This is a genomic window from Kitasatospora sp. MMS16-BH015 (assembly GCF_002943525.1).
GTDB lineage: Bacteria > Actinomycetota > Actinomycetes > Streptomycetales > Streptomycetaceae > Kitasatospora.
Genome location: NZ_CP025394.1, coordinates 4,008,760 through 4,026,055, shown reverse-complemented (window position 1 = coordinate 4,026,055; position 17,296 = coordinate 4,008,760). Strand labels below are relative to the sequence as shown.

The 17,296-nt window shown below is 74.2% G+C and carries 11 protein-coding genes; all 11 read left to right on the top strand.

The features are described 5' to 3' along the window. The first annotated feature begins 139 nt into the window (after positions 1-139). The 11 genes from CFP65_RS17360 to CFP65_RS17310 all read left to right on the top strand — a co-directional run bounded on the left by CFP65_RS17360 (position 140) and on the right by CFP65_RS17310 (position 17,285). Positions 140-481: an STAS domain-containing protein gene (locus CFP65_RS17360; RefSeq protein ID WP_104816962.1), complete on the top strand. Its 342-nt coding sequence runs from the start codon at positions 140-142 to the stop codon at positions 479-481. Positions 482-830: 349 nt separating this feature from the next. Then, positions 831-1,250: an ATP-binding protein gene (locus CFP65_RS17355; RefSeq protein ID WP_104816961.1), complete on the top strand. Its 420-nt coding sequence runs from the start codon at positions 831-833 to the stop codon at positions 1,248-1,250. A 172-nt stretch (positions 1,251-1,422) separates the two neighbouring features. Continuing rightward, positions 1,423-1,791: a cyclophilin-like fold protein gene (locus CFP65_RS17350; RefSeq protein ID WP_104816960.1), complete on the top strand. Its 369-nt coding sequence runs from the start codon at positions 1,423-1,425 to the stop codon at positions 1,789-1,791. 369 nt (positions 1,792-2,160) lie between these two features. Further along, the gene (locus CFP65_RS17345) at positions 2,161-2,925 is read left to right on the top strand and encodes a hypothetical protein (protein ID WP_104816959.1); all 765 of its coding nucleotides are present in this window, start codon (positions 2,161-2,163) and stop codon (positions 2,923-2,925) included. Positions 2,926-3,166: 241 nt separating this feature from the next. Beyond that, positions 3,167-4,720: a methyltransferase gene (locus tag CFP65_RS17340; RefSeq protein WP_104820943.1), complete on the top strand. Its 1,554-nt coding sequence runs from the start codon at positions 3,167-3,169 to the stop codon at positions 4,718-4,720. A 331-nt stretch (positions 4,721-5,051) separates the two neighbouring features. After that, positions 5,052-5,549 carry a DUF3592 domain-containing protein gene (locus CFP65_RS17335; RefSeq protein WP_158702217.1) on the top strand — a complete coding sequence of 166 codons (498 nt, stop codon included), beginning with the start codon at positions 5,052-5,054 and terminating at the stop codon, positions 5,547-5,549. Positions 5,550-6,293: 744 nt separating this feature from the next. Further along, on the top strand, positions 6,294-9,206 hold the full coding sequence (gene topA / locus CFP65_RS17330; protein ID WP_104816957.1) for a type I DNA topoisomerase: 2,913 nt from the start codon (positions 6,294-6,296) through the stop codon (positions 9,204-9,206). Between the two features lie 157 nt (positions 9,207-9,363). Further along, complete coding sequence (tmk, locus tag CFP65_RS17325) at positions 9,364-12,696, top strand: dTMP kinase (RefSeq protein ID WP_104816956.1); 3,333 nt, start codon at positions 9,364-9,366, stop codon at positions 12,694-12,696. Between the two features lie 293 nt (positions 12,697-12,989). Then, on the top strand, positions 12,990-14,189 hold the full coding sequence (locus CFP65_RS17320; protein WP_104816955.1) for a DNA polymerase III subunit delta': 1,200 nt from the start codon (positions 12,990-12,992) through the stop codon (positions 14,187-14,189). Between the two features lie 214 nt (positions 14,190-14,403). After that, positions 14,404-15,531, top strand: coding sequence for a hypothetical protein (locus tag CFP65_RS17315; protein ID WP_104816954.1), 1,128 nt, complete (start codon positions 14,404-14,406; stop codon positions 15,529-15,531). Between the two features lie 158 nt (positions 15,532-15,689). Continuing rightward, positions 15,690-17,285 (top strand): alpha/beta hydrolase, encoded by a 1,596-nt coding sequence (locus CFP65_RS17310; RefSeq protein WP_104816953.1) that lies wholly within the window; start codon positions 15,690-15,692, stop codon positions 17,283-17,285. Positions 17,286-17,296 lie beyond the last annotated feature (11 nt).

The window sequence follows — 17,296 nt, the reverse complement described above, 5'->3', positions numbered from 1 at the left end:
CCGTGACGGCCGCATGGCCGAGGGTCGCAACGTCGAGGCTCACCACGCAGCGCTGTGGCGCGCCCCGCCTGCGACCCAGCGGTGACGGCCATCCGGCCAGGATCGCAATGACGTAGCAAGGCAAGGTGCTGGAGGTTCCGTGGACCTGTCCCTGTCGACCCACAACATCGACGACCGCACGGTTGTCGAGGTCGGTGGCGAGATCGATGTGTACACCGCCCCCAAGCTGCGGGAGCAGCTGGTCGAGCTCGTCAACGACGGCAACTACCACCTGATCGTCGACATGGAGGGCGTGGACTTCCTCGACTCGACCGGGCTGGGTGTCCTGGTTGGCGGTCTCAAGCGGGTGCGTGCGCACGAGGGTTCGCTGCGTCTGGTGTGCAACCAGGAGCGCATCCTGAAGATCTTCCGGATCACCGGCCTGACCAAGGTCTTCCCGATCCACAACTCGGTCGAGGAAGCCGTCGCGGCGACTGACTGACCGTCGGTCCGGGTGGCGACGGCGGAGCGCCGTCGCCCCGGTCTCGCCCGTACCCGGGCGCGGGACGTCCGAGCTTGTCCGGCGCGCGGTTCACCGCGTGCCGTCCGTGCCCGGCCCGGTGCGGAGCCTCCGTGCAACGCGCGGGCTCTGCCGCCGATCCGCGTGGACCCGCGGGCGGGCCGACTTCCGATTGCACTCGTGCGACGCGCCCTAGCGTTCGCACGTCCTTCAACGCGCCGCCTTCGGCAGGTCGGCGGGAGTCCGTTCCCGTCGACCTGCCGGAGCCCGGCTTCGCCCGGTGTCCGTACAACGGTGGCGTGACCCGGGGAGCTACCCCGGAGAGGGAGACATGGCAACCGTCGAACTTCGATTCAGCGCCCTTCCTGAGCACGTGCGCACGGCGCGGCTGGTGGCCGCAGCGGTGGCGCGCCGCGCCGGGGTGGACGAGTCGGTGCTCGACGAGGTGCGGCTCGCGGTCGGCGAGGCGTGCTCGCGGGCGGTGAGCCTGCATCAGCGGGTCGGCGTGGAAGGCGCGGTGCGCGTCGCGCTGACCGACCAGGAGAAGCGTTTCCTCATCGAGGTCGAGGACGAGGCGGGCCCGATCGGACTCCCGGTCGCCGGTGCGGCGGACGGTGACGACGCGGACGAGGACGCGCTCGGCCTCGCCGTGATCACCGCCCTGGTCGAGGAGGTCGAGGTCACCAGCGGCGCCGAAGGCGGCCTGATCCGGATGAGCTGGCCGGTCCTGGTGTCCTCGGACGACGACTGACGACTGCCGCCTGACCGGGGTGCAGGTCCCAGGGGCGGACCCCGCCACCGGGCCCGGCCGCGCAGCGCGATGCGGTGCGGGTAGTGCGAGCACCCCCTGGTTGACAAAATGTTGAAGAAGGCGGTTCTCTGCTCTCGGGCGCGATCGGTTCGGTTCGAGAGAAGGACACCCCATGCGGATACGCATCCTGTGGCCCGCCGGACAGGCGACGGCCACCCTTCGCGCCACCCCCACCGCCGAGCGGCTCTGGCAGGCCTTGCCGATCCGCTCCTCGGCGAGCACCTGGGGCGACGAGGTCTACTTCGAGACCCCGGTCAGCGTGTCGCGCGAGGAGGACGCCCAGCAGGTGGTGGCCCCGGGGACGGTCGCGTTCTGGACCGACGGCGACAGCCTGGCGCTCCCCTTCGGCCCCACGCCGATTTCCCGCGGTGACGAGTGCCGGCTGGCCAGCCCGTGCAACGTCCTCGGCGAGTTGGACGGTGACCCACTGGTGCTGAGGACCGTCCGGGGCGGAGATCCGATCAGTGTGGAGCGGGCCTGAGCGGCTGAGCCCGGCGGTTGGGCACGTGGTCGGGCCGGGGCCCGCGCGGGCGGGCCGGGGTCGGAATCGAGCCATGCGCCGGCACCGCGAATGGGGCGTTGCTGGCCGGTACCGGGTGGCCGTCGGGCCCGGGGCGGTGGCGGGGACGGCCCAGGGGTGGTGGCAGGTGCAGGGGAGAGGTGGTGCCACCACTGTCGTTCCAGCACGACTGCGGGGTGCTCTGGCGGGCGTGTAGGTTCGCTGATCGAAGGCCGGAGCTGACGGCCGCTGTCGGTGCCGGTGGCCGACGGCGCTGGTCGGCACCGGTGCGGTGATCGACGACGGACGTCGAGCACCGCAACTGCGAACCGAAACCGAAAGGGCTCTCCGGTGAACAAGCGACTGCTGACCGTACCCGCGCTGGGCGCGCTGCTGGCATTCGGTGCTGTCGCGTGCGGTAGCGACAACACCGCCCAGCTGAACTCCTGGGCGACCAGTGTCTGCGGTGCCGCGCAGAGCCCGATCGCCAAGTCCCGTACGGCGCTGGCCGACACCGGCGCCGTCAAGCAGGGGGAGGGCCCGGCCGACCTCCAGAAGCGCCTCGCCACCGATCTCGGGATCCTGGCCGATACCGACCAGAAGCTGGCCGAGGCGATCGACAAGGCCGGCGCCCCCAAGATCGACCAAGGCGCCAAGCTCCAGCAGGACGCGGTGGGCGAGCTGAAGCAGACCGCCCAGGGCTACCTGGACGTGCAGAAGAAGCTCACCACCCTCCCGAGCAACGACCAGGCCCGCTTCGCGGACGGCCTGCGCAGCATCGGCGACCAGGTGCAGCGGCTCGCCCAGCAGTCGACGGACGCCCTCGGCAAGCTCCAGAGCGGCGATCTGGCGACGGCCATGGCGAAGCAGCCCGGCTGCAAGTCGGAGCACGCCATCAGCTCGGCCAGCCCCGCAGCGGGCGCGTCGGCAGGCGGCGGTGCCACCGGCTCCACCGCGACACCGGGTGTTCCCGCCGCATCCGGCGCCGCCGGCACCCCGGCCGCCGCACCAGGCACGCCCGCCCCCGGAGCCTCCACCCCGGCCGCTCCCGCCACCCCCGGCTCCACCGCGCCGCTCATACCCTCCTCCCCGGCCGCTTCGCCTTCCCAGAGCTGAGCCCCACTCAGCCCGCGACCGCCGACCGCCGCCGACGAGCACCTCAGTACCTCGGTGTCGGAGGCCGGGCGTGGGGGTACCCGATCGGCAGACGGCCTGTGCAGCCGCTGCTGCTGGGCTCTGCTGACCGGTGATCGGCCGGGCGACGGAGTTGCTGCCCGGCGTTGCTGCCCGGCAGTGCTGAGCGACGGTTGGCCGGGTGACGGCGGTGGTGGAGTGGGACAGGCGGGACAATGGGGTGGTGACCAGTAGCCCCGTTCTTGACCCCGCCCGCCTCGCGAAGCTCCGCGAGTCGCTGCTCGCCGCCTCCTTCACCGCCGACGGTTGCCTCGACCTGCTCGGGCCGACGGCTTACGCCGCTCTGGCCCGCAGCGAGGCGGTGCCCGCGCTGCGAGCCACTCGGGGCGGGAGCCCGCTGGAGACGCTGGTGTGGCTGTTCCTGCTGCAGCAGGCCGTCCCGTACGCGGCGGCGGCCGCAGCGCTCCCGATCGAGGACTGCCTCGCGGACGGTTGGCTGACCAGGGGCTCGGGGCCGGGGCAGGCGGCCACCGACGCGGTGCGCGCCACGGTGGACATCCGACCGTACGCCAACGAGGTGGCAGGGCTTCCCAGCGCCGAGGCGTGGGTGGTGTCGGACCTGGGGTGCGCGGTCGGCGGAGCCGGCGGCATCGGCTCCGGTGAGACCGCCGAGGGCGTTGCCCGGAAGGACCTGGTGCTCGGGGTCGGCGGGGCATCGACCACGCTCGCCAACCTGGCGGTGCGGCGTCCGGTCCGGGCGGCTCTCGACCTCGGTTCCGGGTCCGGGGTCCAGGCGCTCCACGCGGCGCGGCACGCCCAGCGGATCACCGCGACCGACCTCAACCCCCGGGCACTGCACTTCACCAAGCTGACTCTCGCGCTCTCGGGCTTCGAGAACGCGGACTTCGCAGAGGGGAGCCTCTTCGAGCCGGTGGCGGACCGGAAGTTCGACCTGATCGTCTCGAACCCGCCGTTCGTGATCTCGCCGGGAAGCCGGTTCGTCTACCGCGACGGCGGGATGGCGGGCGACGACCTCTCCCGGAGCCTGGTCAGGGGCGCGGCGGCCCACCTGGAGCCGGGTGGCTACTGCCACCTGCTGGCCAACTGGCAGCACGTCAAGGGCGAGGACTGGCAGGACCGGCTGTCCGGTTGGGTGGCGGGCACCGGGCTGGACGCGTGGGTGGTCCAGCGTGACGTCCAGGACGTGGCCCAGTACGTCGAGTTGTGGCTGCGGGACGGTGGCGACCACCGTGGCCCCGGTTCCGACTACCAGACCCGGTACGAGGAGTGGCTCGACACCTTCGAGGCGGCGCGGGTGGAGGGCATCGGCTTCGGCTGGATCACCCTGCGGGCCGGTGGGGCGGACCGGCCGACCGTGCGGGTGGAGGAGTGGCCGCACTCGGTGGAGCAGCCGCTGGGCCCGCACATCGAGAGCTGGTTCGACCGGCAGGACTTCCTGCGGGCCCAGGACGACGCCGGCCTGCTGGCCGCCCGGTACGTGCTGGCCGACGAGGTGGTGCAGGAGCAGGTGGGCGCCCCCGGCGCGGAGGACCCTGAGCACGTGATCCTCCGTCACAACCGGGGCATGCGGCGGGCGACCAAGGTGGACACCGTCGGAGCCGGCTTCGTCGGGGTCTGCGACGGGACGCTCTCCGCCGGGGAGATCGTCGACGCGATCGCCCAGCTGCTGGGTGAGGACCGCGTGGTGCTGCGGGACAGGGTGCCGGAGTCGTTGCGGATGCTGACCGAGCAGGGGTTCATCACTCCGGTTCGGTAGGAACACCGTCCGACCCGGGCTGCTTCGGCGCCGCTCCGTAGCCTCAGGCGCCGCCCCCGCCGTCTCACTCAGTGAGACGGCGGGGGCGGCGCCTGAGGCGGGATTCCGGGCGGCCGGGCAGGCGGGGCGAAGGCTCGGGAGTCCGGTCGGTGAGACCCGTCGGAGGCAGGTGGCGGGGTGCCGGAGGGCAGCCAGTTCACCCGGTGGTCTCCAGGGCGATGCCTGACGTACGTCGAACGTCAGTCCCTGGTTGTCCACAGGCTGTCACGCTCCGTCCACAAGGCTGTGGACAGTCCGGTGACCACCGGACGGCGAGCGAGGGAGACGAGCGGTGGAGACGCCGACGGCGATGAGCGCGGGAGTGGTTCTCACCTTCTTCGGCGGCGCTCTGCTGCTCTGGTGCGCCTTCGAACTGCGCCTTCGCCACCACCTGCGCCGACACGGCGTCTCGGTCTCGGCCCGGGTGGTCGCCGATGGTGACCCCTACGGCGAGCCCTACGGCGACCCGTACGGCGAGCTCGACAGTGCCCCGCTGCTGAGCTACTCCACCCTGCCGTCGGTGGGCCTCGCCGGGGCGGCCACCGGGGAGGCGACGCGGAGCGAGTCGGTGCTGGCCCGGCCGCGCGGGATCACCTCGCTGCGCCGTCCGGTGACGCTGGCGCCCGGCGCGATCGTCCAGGTCTCGTATGACGCCCGGCGGCCCAGCCGAGTGGTGCTCGCCACCGGCGAGGCGATCTCCGCGCTACCAAGTGACATCTTCTGGGCGCTGCTCGGCACCAGCACCCTCGCCGGCGGCCTGAGCCTGCTCTCCTCCTTCCTCGCCAAGTAGCCGGGGCCCGGTCGGCCGGAGCACTCCTCGGCTGCAGCACCCGTTAGCGGGAGTACCCGTCGGCGGGAGTACCCCTCGGACGGGGCCGACCGAGTCGGGGTCGCCCGGTCTGCTGCTCCGCCGGGTAATTTCCTGGCCAAGCCCGGGCCCGGCCTTGCCGAGCCCGGGTGTGCCTGGCCAAGGCCGGGCAACGGGAGTCACCGCCGAAGCTCGCCCTGGCCACCGGTGAGACCCGCCGACGCAGCAGCTGGCAGCTCCGTCCGGAGTCGCGACATCCGGATGTGGTGGGCCCGACGGGGTCCGACGGGCCCGATCGGGCGGCTCGGGGGCGGGTCGGAGGCGCGCGCTCCGGTTTCCGGCGAGGGCCGAGGGCCGTGGTCGGGCTGAGCTGGGAGGTCGGGAGCTGATAGAGCCGCAGGCAACCTTGCCCGGGGAGAGTGGCGGCCGAAATCGGTTGGTCCGGGGTGTCCCGGGCTGGTAGGTAGGGCGTGAACGCCCTGTCCGCGCAGCGAAAAGGCGCGGCATCGGGTTACCGTTCGAGTGGCGTGGGTGGGCCTTGCCGGTGAAATTGGCGGATCGGTCCGTTTGACAAGGGTGGCCAGGGTACGGTCACACTCCGCTGGTGGGGCCGTCGCGCAGCGGCAGCTCCGATCGGTGGTGGGTCGGGCGGAAGCCTCCCCGTCGCCGACCGCGCCGCCAGCCAGACGTTACGGCAGACGTTACGACCGGGAGAGAAGAGCGAAGGTGTCCCCGAGCAGCGAGACCGCGCACGGCAAGCGACTCGTCATTGTCGAGTCGCCGGCCAAGGCCAAGACGATCAAGGGCTACCTCGGCCCCGGTTACGTCGTCGAGGCCAGCGTCGGGCACATCCGCGACCTGCCCGGCACGGCCGCCGAGGTCCCGGACCAGTACACCGGCGAGGTGCGCCGTCTCGGCGTGGACGTCGACCACGACTTCGCCCCGATCTACGTGGTGAACGCGGACAAGAAGTCGCAGGTCTCCAAGCTCAAGGCGCTGCTCAAGGAGTCCGACGAGCTCTTCCTCGCCACCGATGAGGACCGCGAGGGCGAGGCCATCGCCTGGCACCTCCAGGAGGTGCTCAAGCCCAAGGTCCCGGTCAAGCGGATGGTCTTCCACGAGATCACCAAGGCCGCGATCCAGGAGGCCGTCGCCAACCCGCGCGAGCTCAACCAGAAGCTGGTCGACGCCCAGGAGACCCGCCGCATCCTCGACCGCCTCTACGGCTACGAGGTCTCGCCGGTGCTCTGGAAGAAGGTCATGCCGAAGCTCTCGGCCGGCCGCGTCCAGTCCGTGGCCACCCGTCTGGTGGTCGAGCGGGAGCGCGAGCGGATCGCCTTCCGCAGCGCCTCGTACTGGGACCTGACGGGCACCTTCGGCACCGGCCGCACCCCGGCCGACGCCGCGAACCCGGAGAGCTTCGCCGCCCGCCTGACCACCGTCGACGGCCGCCGGATCGCCTCCGGTCGCGACTTCGGCCCCGACGGGCAGCTGAAGACCGCCAACACCCTGCACCTGGACGAGCAGGCCGCCCGCGCGCTGGCCGCCGCCCTGGAGCAGACCGCGTTCAGCGTCCGCAGCGTCGAGTCCAAGCCGTACCGCCGCTCGCCGTACGCGCCGTTCCGCACCACCACGCTGCAGCAGGAGGCCAGCCGCAAGCTGGGCTTCGGCGCCAAGCGGACCATGCAGGTGGCCCAGAAGCTGTACGAGAACGGCTTCATCACCTACATGCGTACCGACTCGACCACGCTCTCGGAGACGGCGATCGCCGCCGCCCGCGCCCAGGTCACCCAGCTGTACGGCGCGAGCTACCTGCCCGACGCCCCGCGCACCTACGCGAGCAAGGTCAAGAACGCCCAGGAGGCGCACGAGGCGATCCGCCCCTCCGGCGACCGCTTCCGCACCCCCGCCGAGACCGCGCTGGGCGGCGACGAGTTCAAGCTCTACGAGCTGATCTGGATGCGCACCGTCGCCTCGCAGATGAAGGACGCCGTCGGCCAGTCCGTCACCGTCAAGGTCGGCGGCACCTCGGCCGACGGCCGGGCGGTGGAGTTCTCCGCGAGCGGCAAGATCATCACCTTCCACGGCTTCCTCAAGGCCTACGTGGAGGGCGCCGACGACCCGAACGCCGAGCTGGACGACCGCGAGCGCCGGCTGCCCCAGGTCGCCGAGGGCGACCCGCTGGCCGCCGAGCAGCTCAACCCCGAGGGCCACGCGACCAAGCCCCCGGCCCGGTACACCGAGGCCAGCCTGGTCAAGGAGCTGGAGGACCGGGAGATCGGCCGCCCGTCCACCTACGCCTCGATCATCGACACGATCATCAACCGCAAGTACGTCTTCAAGAAGGGGACGGCCCTCGTCCCCTCCTTCCTCTCGTTCGCGGTCGTGAACCTGCTGGAGAAGCACTTCGGCCGCCTGGTCGACTACGACTTCACCGCCCGGATGGAGGACGACCTCGACCGGATCGCCGCGGGTGAGGCGCAGTCGGTGCCGTGGCTCAAGCGGTTCTACTTCGGCGAGGCCGAGGGCGAGGGCGTCACCACCGGCGGCGCCGCCGACGCCGGCAACGGCGACGGCGACCACCTGGGCGGCCTCAAGGAGCTCGTCACCGACCTCGGCGCGATCGACGCCCGCGAGATCAGCTCCTTCCCGCTGAGCGAGGACATCACGCTCCGGGTCGGGCGCTACGGCCCGTACGTGGAGAAGGCCGCCGCCGTCGAGGGCGAGCCCGGTCAGCGCGCCGACATCCCCGACGAGCTGCCGCCGGACGAGCTGACCGTCGAGCTCGCCGAGGAGCTGCTGGCCAAGCCCAGCGGCGACTACGAGCTGGGTACCGACCCGGTCAGCGGCAACCCGCTGGTGGCCAAGGACGGCCGGTACGGCCCGTACGTCACCGAGATCCTCCCCGAGGGCACCCCGAAGACCGGCAAGAACGCGGTCAAGCCGCGCACCGCCTCGCTGCTCAAGACGATGTCCCTGGACACCGTCACGCTCGAGGACGCGCTCAAGCTGCTCTCGCTGCCCCGCGTGGTCGGCAACGACCCCGAGGGCGTCGAGATCACCGCGCAGAACGGCCGGTACGGCCCGTACCTCAAGCGCGGCACCGACTCCCGCTCGCTCACCAGCGAGGAGCAGATGTTCACCGTCACGCTGGAGGAGGCGCTGGCGATCTACGCCCAGCCCAAGCAGCGTGGCCGGGCCGCCGCCGCACCGCCGCTCAAGGAGCTGGGCACCGACCCGGTCAGCGAGCGGCCCGTGGTGGTCAAGGACGGCCGGTTCGGCCCGTACGTGACCGACGGCGAGACCAACGCGACGCTCCGCAAGGACGACGACGTGGAGACCATCACGCCCGAGCGCGGCTACGAGCTGCTGGCCGAGAAGCGCGCCCGCGGCCCGGTGAAGAAGGCCGCCAAGAAGGCCCCCGCGAAGAAGACCACGGCCAAGAAGGCCACGGCCGCCAAGGCAGCCGCGGGCGAGACCGGCGCCACCGGGACGGCGGCCAAGAAGACGGCGGCCAAGAAGACCGCCGCGAAGAAGACCGCCGCCAAGAAGACCGTGGCCAAGAAGACGGCCACCAAGAAGACGGCGGCGAAGAAGGCGGTGGCCGAGAAGGCCACCACGGCCGCCGAGGAGAGCTGAGCGGTGGCTCACACCGGCCGGCCGTAGGCCGGTGCCCGTCAGGGGCTCGTACTCGAGGGCGAGTACGGGCCCCTGACGCGTCACAACCCTGTCATGACCGGGGTTCCGGAGGGTCCGACCTCCTTTTGCGGGAGGCGCCGACCGCTACCCTGACGGTATGACGAGCGAGGAGCAGCCCACCCCCACGAGCACCGGCGCACCCGAGCTGCCCGAGGTCGCCCCGGCCGGTACGCCGGGCGAGCGGGCCCGGGCGCTGCTCCGTCAGCGCCCGTACCGGCGGCTCTGGACGGCCCAGCTGGTCGGCGGCACCGGTGACCGGCTCGGCACCCTGGTGCTGCTCGCGCTGACTTGGGCCGCTTCGTTCGGGACCGGCCTGTTCGGGCACGGGTACCGGGCGCAGGCGCTCGCCGTGGCCGCCGTGCTCGCCGCCAGGCTGCTCGCCACCCTGATCTTCGGCGCCGCGCTGCTCACCCCGCTGCACGGACTGGTGGCCGGCAAGCTGGACCGGCGCTGGGTGCTGTTCGGCGCGGACGCGCTGCGTGCCGTGCTGCTCGGCCTCGCGCCCTGGTGGCTCACCTGGACCGGCGGCTCCGCCGTCTACCCGCTGCTCGCCACCGCCTTCGTGGCCGGTGCGGCCGAGCGGATCTGGGCGCTGGCCAAGGACGCCGCCGTACCGGGCCTGCTCCCGGTGGCCGACCAGTACGCACCGGCCGCCGAGCAGCGGCCCTCCGCCGCGAGCCTCGACGCCGTCCGCACCGTCGAGCAGCGCACCGGCTGGGCCGTGCTGCCGCTGGCCGCCGTAGTGCTGACCGCCCTGACCCTGGTCAACAACACCGTCGCCGCCCTCGGCGGCCACTGGCTGCGGGCCCACCAGGTGACCGTGGCCGGGCTGGGCGCGGCCGTGCTGTTCGCCGCCTCCGCCGTGCTGGTCTACCTCCAGGAGCTGCCCGCCGAGGTCCGCACCGGCCCGCGCTCCCCGCTGCAGGGCCTGCGCGCCCCCACCGACGCCACCCCCGGCCCCGCCTTCAGCAAGGGCCGCACCGGCTCCGCCCCGTACTTCACCTTCGCCGTCGCCGCCGCCTACGCCTCGATGGCCGGGGTCGCCGCCCTCGGGCTGCTGACCGCCGTCGACCACCGGGCCGGTCCGATCGGCTACGCCCTGCTCGTGCTGGCCGCCACCGGCACCCCCGCGATCGGCATCCGGATCACCCGGGCCACCCTGCCCGGCCTCTCCCGCCGCCGACTGCTCGCGCTGGCCCTGCTCACCGCCGGGCTCGCGCTGATCCTGGCCGGGCTGGTCTTCGACTTCGTCCTCGTCCTGCTGCTCACCGTGCTGGCCGGGCTCGCCGCCGGCGTGGTGGTGGCCACCGGTCGCACCCTGCTGGCCCAGGAGGTCGAGGAGCTGCGGCTGCCCAAGGTCACCGAGCACCTGTACGCCGTGCTGCGGGTGGTGGTCGGGGCCGCGCTGGTCGGCATGCCGCTGATCGCCGCCGCGTACGGCCAGGTGAGCTACGGCGAGATCAAGCCGGGCGGGTTCACCTTCATCCACGGCGGGGCGGCGCTGGCCGTGGCCACCGCCGGTCTGCTGACCACCGCGCTGGCCGCCCTGGTGCTGGTCAAGACCGACGACCAGCGGGGCACCGTGCCGCTGGGCCAGGAGCTGGTCCGTTCGCTGCGCGGCAGCGCCGAGCCGGCCCCGCACCGGGTGACCGGCACCGGCTTCTTCATCGCTCTGGAGGGCGGCGACGGCGCCGGCAAGTCCACCCAGGCCAACGCGCTCGCCGAGTGGATCCGCGGCAAGGGCCACGAGGTGGTGCTCACCCGCGAGCCCGGCGGCAGCCCGATCGGGCAGCGGCTGCGGGCCCTCGTCCTGGACGTGGGCAACACCGGGCTCTCGCACCGGGCCGAGGCGCTGATCTACGCCGCCGACCGGGCCGAGCACGTCGAGAACGTCATCCGCCCCGCGCTCGCGCGCGGCGCCGTGGTGATCACCGACCGGTACATGGACTCCTCGATCGCCTACCAGGGCGCCGGGCGCGACCTGGCCGCCACCGAGGTGGCCCGGATCTCGCGCTGGGCCACCGGTGGGCTCGTCCCCGACCTGACCGTGGTGCTGGACGTGGACCCGAACGCGGCCCGCGAGCGCTTCACCGAGGCGCTGGACCGGCTGGAGTCCGAGCCGACCGAGTTCCACTCCCGGGTGCGGGCCGGCTTCTTGGCGCTGGCCGCCGCCGACCCCTCGCGCTACCTGGTGGTGGACGGCAGCCAGCAGCCCGCCTTCGTCACCACCGCGATCCGCCACCGGCTCGACCGCGAGCTGCCGCTCTCCGAGAAGGAGAAGGCCGCCCTCGTCGAGGCCGAGCGGCAGGCCAAGGCCGAGGCCGAGCGCCGCGCCGCCGAGGAGGCCCGGCAGAAGGCCGAGGCCGAGGAGGCCGCGCGCAAGCAGCAGGCCCTGCTGGAGGAGCTGCGGGCCGAGCAGGCTGAGAAGGAGCGGCTCGCCGCGGAGGAGGCCCGTCGGGTCGCCGCCGAGGAGGCCGCCCGTCGCGCGGAGGAGGCCCGGCTCGCCGCCGAGGCGGAGGCCGCCCGGAAGGCCGAGCAGGAGGCTGCTCGCCGCGCCGCGGAGGAGGCCCGCCGGAAGGCCGAGGAGGCCGAGCAGGCCCGGCTGGCGGCGGAGGCCGCCGCGCAGGCCGAGCTGCAGCGGCAGCGGGACATCCAGCGGGCCGAGCAGCGCCGCCGGGCCGAGGAGGCCCTGCAGCGCGCCGAGGCGGCGCGGCTGGCCGCGGCCGCGGTGGTGGCGGCGGAGGCCGCAGAGGCTGCGGAGGCCGCTACGAAGGCGGCCGGTGCGGCCGGGGCCACGATGGAGCTGGGCAAGGTCACCCAGGGCGAGGCTGCCGAGGGCGAGGGCGTCGAGCAGGCCACCCGGGAGATCTCGGAGCAGGACCGCCGTGCCGCCGTCGCGGCTGCGGAGAAGGCGGCAGCGAGGGAGGCGGCAGCCGCGGAATCCGCTCGGCGTGGCGTGGGCAAGGCGGGCCAGGGCGCGTCGGCCGGTTCGGCGGATGAGACCTCGGTGCTGCCCCGGGTGACGGGTGCTGCGCCGGACGAGACGGCCGTGCTGCCGGTGGTGAAGTCGGAGGGCCGGGCCGCTGCTGACGAGACCGCGGTGCTGCCCGTGGTGAAGCCCGAGGGCGACGCGGCGGAGACGTCGGTGCTGCCCCGGGTGCCGCTGGCGCCGGAGGACCGGGTGCCGCAGGGCCTGTGGCGGGAGGAGTCGGGCACGCGGCCGGGCGAGGCCGAGCAGACCCGGGAGATGCCCGTGGTGGAGCCCGTGGTGGAGCCCCGGCCGCGTCCGGAGTGGGCCGAGGAGACCCCGCTGGACGACCTGCCGAGCCTGACCGACACGCTGCTCGGTTCGCGGGACGAGTGGGCCGACTGGGACGGCGAGGAGGAGCCGCCCGGCAAGGGCCGCAAGCGTTGGGGCGGGCGGAAGTAGCACGGTCCCTGGCGGGTCGCCGACCGCGTGGCTCGGCTGCGGGGCGTGCCGGCAGCGGCTCGGCAGTGGGTTGCTGATCGCGTGGCTCGGCCGCCGGGCGGATCGGCAGCGGGTCGGCAGTGGGCCGCGTGGCCCGGCTGCCGGGCGTACCGGCGGCCGACGGCGGAGGGCTGCGCGGTCGGTCGGCGGCGGAGCGCTGCGCGGCGCCGTCCCTAGCGGCTCGGGTGGGACCGGGGTGTCGGCCGGCGGGGTTAGGCTCGGCTCGGACGCGGGTCGATCGGCGGGAGTGCGGCGTGAGTGTGTGGGACGACCTGGTCGGGCAGGATCGGGTGGTCGAGCAGCTGACGGCCGCCGCGCGGGCGGCCCGGGCCACCGTGACGGGTGGGGCGGCGCCCGGTGGCAATGCCTCGCTGATGACGCACGCCTGGCTCTTCACCGGCCCGCCCGGGGCCGGTCAGACCACGGCCGCGCGGGCCTTCGCCGCCGCGCTGCAGTGCACCAGCCCTGATCTGGAGCTGGGCGGCGAGCCCGGCTGCGGGTTCTGCGAGGGCTGCCACACCGTGCTCTCGGGCAGCCACGCCGACGTCAAGTACGTCCGGACGGACGGCCTCTCGATCGGGGTCGGCGACATGCGCGACCTGGTGCTGCGGGCCGCGAGCTACCCGACCGGCGGCAAGTGGTCGGTGATCCTGGTGGACGCCGCGCACCGCCTCACCGAGGCCGCCGCCAACGCGCTGCTCAAGGGCGTCGAGGAGCCCTCGCCCCGGACGGTCTGGCTGCTCTGCGCGCCCTCCGTGCAGGACGTGCTGCCGACCATCCGCTCCCGCTGCCGTCTGCTGGTGCTGCGCACCCCCGCCGCCGAAGCCGTGGCCGACATGCTGGTCCGGCGGGACGGCGTGGAGCCCGGCACCGCCCGGCTGGCGGCGCTGGCCGGCCAGGGTGACGTGGACCGGGCGCGGCGGCTGGCCGTGGACGAGCAGGCCCGTACCCGGCGGCTGGACGTGCTGCGGATCCCGCTCGAGGTGGCCGACATCGGAGGCTGCCTGGCCGCCGCGCAGCGGCTGGTCGACACCGCCAAGGCCGACGCCGAGGCGCTGGCCGAGACCCGGGACGCCAAGGAGACCGAGGACCTGCGGGCCGCGTACGGCGCCGTCGAGGGCAGCCGGGCCCCGCGCGGGCTGGCCGGGGCGGCCAAGGAGCTGGAGAAACGGCAGAAGAGCCGCGCCACCCGGACCAGGCGGGAGACCCTCGGCGTCGCCCTGCTCGACCTGCTGAGCTTCTACCGGGACGTGCTGGCCCTCCAGCTGGGTTCGACCGGGGCGCTGGCCAACGAGGACCAGCGGTCCGCGCTGGACCGGGTCGCCGGCTCCGGCCAGGCCGAGAACACCCTGCGCCGGATCGAGGCGGTGCTGGCCTGCCGCCGCGCGCTGGACCGGAACGTCGATCCGCTGCTGGCCGTCGAGGCGATGACGGTGGCCCTCCGGGCCGGTTGAGGCCGCAGCGGGGCATCGGGTGGGGCATCGGTGGGCGTCGGTGGGTGGGTCGGCCGACCGGTTGACCACTCGTACGAGTGAAACCGGGCCGCCCCTCCGGGAGCCCGAGCGGTGTCGGGGCGTTCGTTGTGCACCCTGTGGACCGAGTACGCCAAGGTTCGGGCGCGGTGCGCCGGGGCCGACCGGTGCCGGTTCTCCCGAGGTGGTGCGCCCCATGCCCCGTCCGCTCCTCGTCCTGCCCCTGCTGCTGACCGGCCTCCTCGGCCTCTGGCTGGCGCGGGGCGTGCTGCTCCGCTGGCGGGACCTGAAGGCCGCCCGGACCTACGAGCTGGTGGTCGAGCAGCGGCCGTTGCTGCTGCGGGCCGGGGGCGTGGTGGTCTGCGGGATGGGCGTCACCGCGTTGACGGTGGCGCTGGCGTTGGGTGGGCGGGGTGTGCTGGGGGACGCCGAGGCGCGGGTGGTGGCGGCCGGGCCGGGCAGCGCCCCCGGGGCCGCGGTGCCGGCCGTGGACGCGGTGAAGCCCGTGGCGGTGGCCGCGCCTTCGGCGGTGGCCTCCCCGAGCGCCCCGGCCGCTGCGCCGGTGCAGTTCAAGTCGGTCGGGAAGCCGGCGGACGGGGAGCTGCTCGAGGGCGCGGTGGCCGGGCCGGACGGGCGGCCCCGGGCCGTGCGGGTCTGGCTGCCCGCGCAGTACAAGGAGGACCAGCAGGCGCGGTTCCCGGTGATCGTGCTGCACGCCGGCGGCGCCAGGACCACGGCCGACACCGAGCTGCCGGACGTCTTCGACGGGGTCGCCTCGGCCGTGAAGCTGGGCCGGGCGCGGCCGTTCGTGGTGGTCGCGCCGGAGTCGCCGACCGGTACCGCGAAGCCCTGCGACCTGGTCGCCGCCGCGCCGCAGGCGATCGCCGACGACGCGGCGTTGCGGGCCGCCGTCGGCGCCGCCTTCCGGACCCTGCCCGCCGGCCCGGGCGGCTGGGCCGTGCTCGGGGTGGAGGGCGGCGCGCCCTGCGCGGCCGCCGCGGCGCTGGCCCGGCCGGACCTGTACGGCGCGGCGGCCGCCGTCTCCGGGCGGTTCGACGCGGCGGCGCTGGCCCAGGCCGGCGCGGCGGCCCCGGGCACCGACCCGGCCAAGCTGCTGCTGGCCACCGCCAAGCGGGACAAGGACGGGCAGGAGGCCGCGCACCGCCTCCAGACCGCGCTCAAGGCCGGCCAGGGCCGGGCGGCCCAGGCCCAGGTGAAGCTCTCCGAGGTGGTGGAGGACTACTCGGCCGAGCGGGAGCGGCTGCGGCTGGTGCGGGTCGCGGTGCAGTACCTGGCCGAGAGTCTGGCCCACCCGGCGGGCTGAGCGCGCGCATCCGGCGGGGGAGGGGCGCGCGGCGGGGTGCGTGCTCCATCTGCCGTGTCGGGGCGGTCCGGTCAGCGGGCAGCGGTGGGCCGGGCGTTACGCTCAGCCCTTGTCGGTCGGTGACCGGCAGCCCCCCGACGCTTGAGGAGAGAACCGCGATGCGTGCTGCCCGGCCGTTGGGGTCCGTCCGGCGGGTGTCGGCGGTGTTGGCGGCGGCCGGGCTGCTGGTGGCGGGGTGCAGTTCCGGGGGTTCGGGCGGGGGCGGCACGGCGCCCTCCTCGACCAAGTCCTCGGCGGACGGGCTGGTGCCCGGGGTGGCCCCGCTGGAGCCGCTGCCGGCGCAGCCCGCCGCCGCGCTGGCGGCGTATTACGGGCAGAAGCTCGCCTGGCAGACCTGCGACGGCGAGTTCGAGTGCACCACGTTCAAGGTGCCGCTGGACTACGACCACCCGGTGGCCGCCTCGGACCTGACCCTCACCGCCGTCCGCAAGCGGTCCACCGGCACCGCCGCCCGGGTCGGCTCCCTGGTGCTCAACCCGGGCGGCCCGGGCGGTTCGGCCGTGGACTACGTGGAGTCGGTGGCCAAGGGGTACGACGCGGGGGTGCGCGCCGCGTACGACCTGGTCGGGCTCGACCCGCGCGGGGTCGGCCGGAGCAGCCCCGTGACCTGCCTGAGCGGTGACCGGATGGACGCGTACACCGCCGTGGACATCACCCCCGACGACCAGGCCGAGACGGACGCGCTGGTGGCCGCCGACAAGGAGTTCGCGGCGGCCTGCCAGGCGAAGTCGGGGGCCTTCCTGGGGCACGTCAGCACGGTGGAGTCGGCGCGCGACCTGGACGTGCTGCGGGCGCTGCTCGGCGACGAGAAGCTGCGCTACCTGGGCAAGTCCTACGGCACCTTCCTCGGCGCCACCTACGCCGGGCTCTTCCCGAGCAAGGTCGGCCGGATGGTGCTGGACGGCGCGATGGACCCCTCGCTGGACGCGATCGCGGGCAACAAGGCGCAGGCCGGCGGCTTCGAGACCGCCTGGGCGGCCTTCGCCAAGGACTGCGTGAGCCACGACGACTGCCCGCTCGGCTCCACCGTGGAGCAGGCCGGGCAGCAGCTGGACGCGCTGTTCAAGCAGATCGACGCGCACCCGCTGCCGACCGACGGCGACCGCAGGCTGACCGAGTCGCAGGCCACCACCGGGGTGATCCAGGCGATGTACGCGGAGTTCCTCTGGCCGCAGCTGCGCAGCGCGCTGGCCACCGCGAAGGCGGGGGAGGGGAGCGGGCTGCTCCGGCTCTCCGACTCGTACTACGAGCGCGCGGTGGACGGCAGCTACCCGAACCTGATGTTCGCCAACATGGCCGTCAACTGCCTCGACCTGCCGGCGCCGTTCGCCGGGCCGGAGGAGGTGCGGCAGGCGGTGCCCGCCTTCGAGGGCGTCTCGCCGCACTTCGGGCGGGACATGGCCTGGATGGCGCTGGGCTGCGCGTACTGGCCGGTCAAGCCGACCGGGGCCGCGCACACCGTGCGGGCGGCGGGTTCGGTGCCGATCGTGGTGGTCGGCACCACCCGGGACCCGGCCACGCCGTACGCGTGGGCCCAGGCGCTGGCCACCCAGCTGGAGGCGGGGCGGCTGCTCACCTACGACGGCGACGGCCACACCGCCTACGGGCGGCACAACGGGTGCGTGGACGGGGCGGTCAACCGGTACCTGCTGGGCGGGGACGCGCCCGCGACGGGGACGCGCTGCTCGAAGTAGGCCGACCTGAC

Bases quoted from the DNA above. Each gene is read 5' to 3' on its own strand.
- CFP65_RS17310 (WP_104816953.1), top strand. From the start codon at position 15,690: ATGCGTGCTGCCCGGCCGTTGGGGTCCGTCCGGCGGGTGTCGGCGGTG.
- tmk (WP_104816956.1), top strand. From the start codon at position 9,364: ATGACGAGCGAGGAGCAGCCCACCCCCACGAGCACCGGCGCACCCGAG.
- CFP65_RS17355 (WP_104816961.1), top strand. From the start codon at position 831: ATGGCAACCGTCGAACTTCGATTCAGCGCCCTTCCTGAGCACGTGCGC.
- CFP65_RS17350 (WP_104816960.1), top strand. From the start codon at position 1,423: ATGCGGATACGCATCCTGTGGCCCGCCGGACAGGCGACGGCCACCCTT.
- CFP65_RS17315 (WP_104816954.1), top strand. From the start codon at position 14,404: ATGCCCCGTCCGCTCCTCGTCCTGCCCCTGCTGCTGACCGGCCTCCTC.